This is a genomic window from Roseburia sp. OM03-7AC (assembly GCF_003462625.1).
Taxonomy (GTDB): Bacteria; Bacillota; Clostridia; order Lachnospirales; family Lachnospiraceae; genus Roseburia_C; species Roseburia_C amylophila.
In genome coordinates this window covers 1-3,375 of sequence record NZ_QTZJ01000022.1, presented here as the reverse complement: position 1 = coordinate 3,375, position 3,375 = coordinate 1, and the positions used below count along the sequence as shown (strand labels likewise).

The 3,375-nt window shown below is 38.5% G+C and carries 3 protein-coding genes; all 3 read right to left on the bottom strand.

Annotated elements, in window-relative coordinates; translation table 11 throughout:
- Positions 1-707, bottom strand: a 707-nt coding sequence (locus tag DXB39_RS14535) for an N-acetylneuraminate synthase family protein (protein WP_117842388.1), incomplete at its 3' end; no start/stop codon positions are given.
- A 3-nt stretch (positions 708-710) separates the two neighbouring features.
- The gene (locus DXB39_RS14530; protein ID WP_117901616.1) at positions 711-2,345 is read right to left on the bottom strand and encodes a cytidylyltransferase domain-containing protein; all 1,635 of its coding nucleotides are present in this window, start codon (positions 2,343-2,345) and stop codon (positions 711-713) included.
- Positions 2,346-2,382: 37 nt separating this feature from the next.
- The coding region (locus tag DXB39_RS14525; RefSeq protein WP_199535146.1) for a hypothetical protein at positions 2,383-3,375 on the bottom strand (993 nt) is incomplete at its 5' end.

The following is a 3,375-nucleotide window of genomic DNA, read 5'->3' as shown; positions in this document are numbered from 1 at the left end:
CCCAGATTGTATGCTGTTTTGATAACATCTGCGCAGGCATCCGGTTTCGTATGGTCTGAATATCCGATCATCAAATCCTTATACTTTTCTTTCAGGCTTGCTATCTTATTTAAGTTGGCATGCTCATATGGAGTCGGATATTCCAGTACGCAATGCAGGATGCAAAGCGGCTGGTTATTTACCTTACGGACGGTTGCTATCATGCGGTCAATCTCATCCTCATTGGCTGCGCCTACAGAAATGAGCATTGGTTTATTTTTCTTTGCCTGATATTCCACAAACGGAAGGTTGTTCATATCGGATGAAGATACTTTATAGACATCCATCATCTTATCGAGATAATCTGCAGATTCGATGTCAAATGCAGTGGATAAAAATTCAATGCCAATTTCGTCACTGTAATCCTTCAGCTCCTGATATTCTTTTTCACCAAACTGGTCAAATTTCTGAAATAACTCATGCTGGGATGTTGTTGTCTCTTCCGTGGTATCCCAGTAAGATGGAGAATCCTTTGCCGCCAGCGTATCAGCTTTATAGGTCTGGAATTTTACCGCATGAATTCCAGCATCCTTTGCTTCTTTGATCATTAACTTTGCAGCTTCCATATTGGAAATGTTCATTTTCTTTGCAATGTCATAATAATTTACACCAATTTCTGCAATCAGTACTACTTTATGTGCCAGAGCACGTTCGATAATTTTGCTCATAAATTATATCTCCTCATCCTCTAAAATCAATCCAATTACCCGCTTAATACCGGACTTCAAATCATGACGCATCATCAGGCTTTGCATTTCCTTTCGAATCTGCGGTGTCTCAACCAGCCAGCGGAAGGTTGTCTCAATGGTTTCATCTGCCACATTGATTCCAAGTCCAAGATTTAAGAAACCATTGTTCATCTGTGCAAAGGTGTGCTTCATCTCACGCTCATTCTGAGCCATAACCACTGCAGGTACGCCCATGGTTGCAAGCTCATAGACGGTTCTGCCCTGAGAAGTAAATGCCAGGTCTGCCTTACCAAACAGGTCGCTGATGTGTTTTAAATTCTGTTCTACATAGATGCCTGCTGCCTCGTCTGTTTCAATCTGATTTGCTTTCTGGTCATATCCTACACCCAGTGCAAAATGGAATTTAATCTCTGGATAATCCTTATGAATCCGTTTTGCCATTTCATAGATTCTCTTGGTAAAGTTCGATGGGTCTGTTCCACCGAAGATAACCACTACATTCTGCACCTGCTCATGAAATACAGATGGTGCAGCACAGAAAAATTCATCCCGGAGGCATACATAATTGGCTCCCCAATAATAATTATCTCCTCTGGTATGGTCTTCATACAGCGCATTAATCACTGCATCTGCAAAATCGGCGCCCTCTCCAAGGTCTTCTATGGTTACGACACGTTTCACATATTTTTTTAATTCTTTGATATAATCTGCTTTGGTATTCAGGCAGTCATTTACTACTACATCCGGCTTCCATTCCTGCACGAATTCCAAGAATTCTTCATCACTCTTAATGGTATGTACCGGCATATTTGCTTCCTGCAGTTTTTTCAGTCCCGGCTCATGCTGCTCTTTTGTTACAAAGAGAAGCTCCTGTCCGGTCAGATTATATGCCAGTGTCAGACAATGATAAATGTGTCCCATTCCAAGCTCTTTGTATCCATCTGCCCGAAGAATAATCCGTTTCTTTTTCAGTTCATGCTCACACAATACCCAGTCGGAAGCTGCATCAATATCCACCGCCTCACGCTCCGGCATCTCATAGACAGAAACCTTCTTTCCAATACGGCTGTTTACCTCCATACATTCTCTTCTTGTAATCAGAAATGCACCTGTCTCAAGATAGTTCGGCGGTAACTGCTGACGGTTCAGACGTTTCTCATAATTCGGCACATAGCAGCCATCCTTCTTCGTCCAGGATAAATGTGGCTTATTTACCACACTGATATAAGTATCATCGGAAGAAGCCAAAAAGCTTTCCAACGCCTTGTCCAAGGTATCAGAAGAAAGTAACGGTGATGTTACCTGTAAGGTAATTACCACATCATACTGAATCCCTTTCTTCTTTTCCATAGTGCAGACTGCATCATAGATAACCGGGTCTAATGTCACGGCATCCTTTGCCAGTTCACTATCTCTGGTCATGGTCTCTACACCATAAGAAGAAGCTATTTTCAAAATCTCTTCATCATCAGATGAAACTACAACATCATCAATGCTTGGACAATTCTTTGCATTATGAATTGCATAATAAATAAGTGGTTTTCCATTCATCAAACGGACATTTTTCCGTGGTATTCCTTTTGAGCCGCCACGAGCCGGTATTACTGCCAAGACCATTGTCCTTCCTCTCTTTCCAATCTAATATTTTGATATATTACCCCAACAGTTCTTTCTTCAAGTTACTCAATGCATTAGACTTCCATATCATCTCCGTTGGGACTTTTTGTTCTTCCTTGTTCATGATTTCATTTAGCACAGAATTTCCATCATCAGCAAGTTTAGCATAACCAGCTTCAATAATGTCTTTCATTGTTTCATACCGATATGCCTTATATATAATTGTTTTCACACCAAATGCCATTCCTTCATAAATAGCTGTGCTAAATACCCCTATTTGATGCGTGGATATTGAGAAATAGTAATACAGATCTTTTTCATTATTATCAACCACTTCTATTTCTGAACCAACTAATTCTGGATATATTTTTTTCCAACTTATATATTCATTTGGATGTAATTTATAAATAATTCTTGCAGGAATTCCTTTTTTTCTAACTAAATTTTTTAATTCTATTGCTAATTTAACCAATGCTTCTCCTACTGGCCCTTGAGAAAGAATTAAAATAGTTGGGAAATACTTTATTGTTTTCATTGTAGTAACACATTCCTCAAGATGGGGATTTCCTATCGCCACCATTTTCCCCGGATAACACGTTGTCTGGTTCCAATATTCTCCAAATGTAAGCACTTCATCAGGAATAAAATCATCTTTTTGGGGAATATTGTACTGTATATTCATAACCCCATGTTGCAATTCAAACACTTTAATTCCCATTTCATGTGCTGCTACATTTAATGATAGTTTTGCTGTTTCATAATGTGTTGTCTCCACTATATATTTCGGTCTATACTTTCTCAATATTTTTTTATATTCATTATAATATGTAAAATAGCCCGTTAGACTTCTATTAACACAATCTATAACCTCTGCCTCAGTTAAAGTTGTCCCCAACTTCTTATTTAGAATACCCACCTGCCTTTTTACTATGTTTTTTTCTTCTTCATTTAAAAAATATGTCTTTTTTTTCAAATTTATCAAACGCTTAATTTCCATATAATCAGAATAGGCAAGACATCTTCTCCCTAT

Bases quoted from the DNA above. Each gene is read 5' to 3' on its own strand.
- DXB39_RS14530 (WP_117901616.1), bottom strand. From the start codon at position 2,345: ATGGTCTTGGCAGTAATACCGGCTCGTGGCGGCTCAAAAGGAATACCA.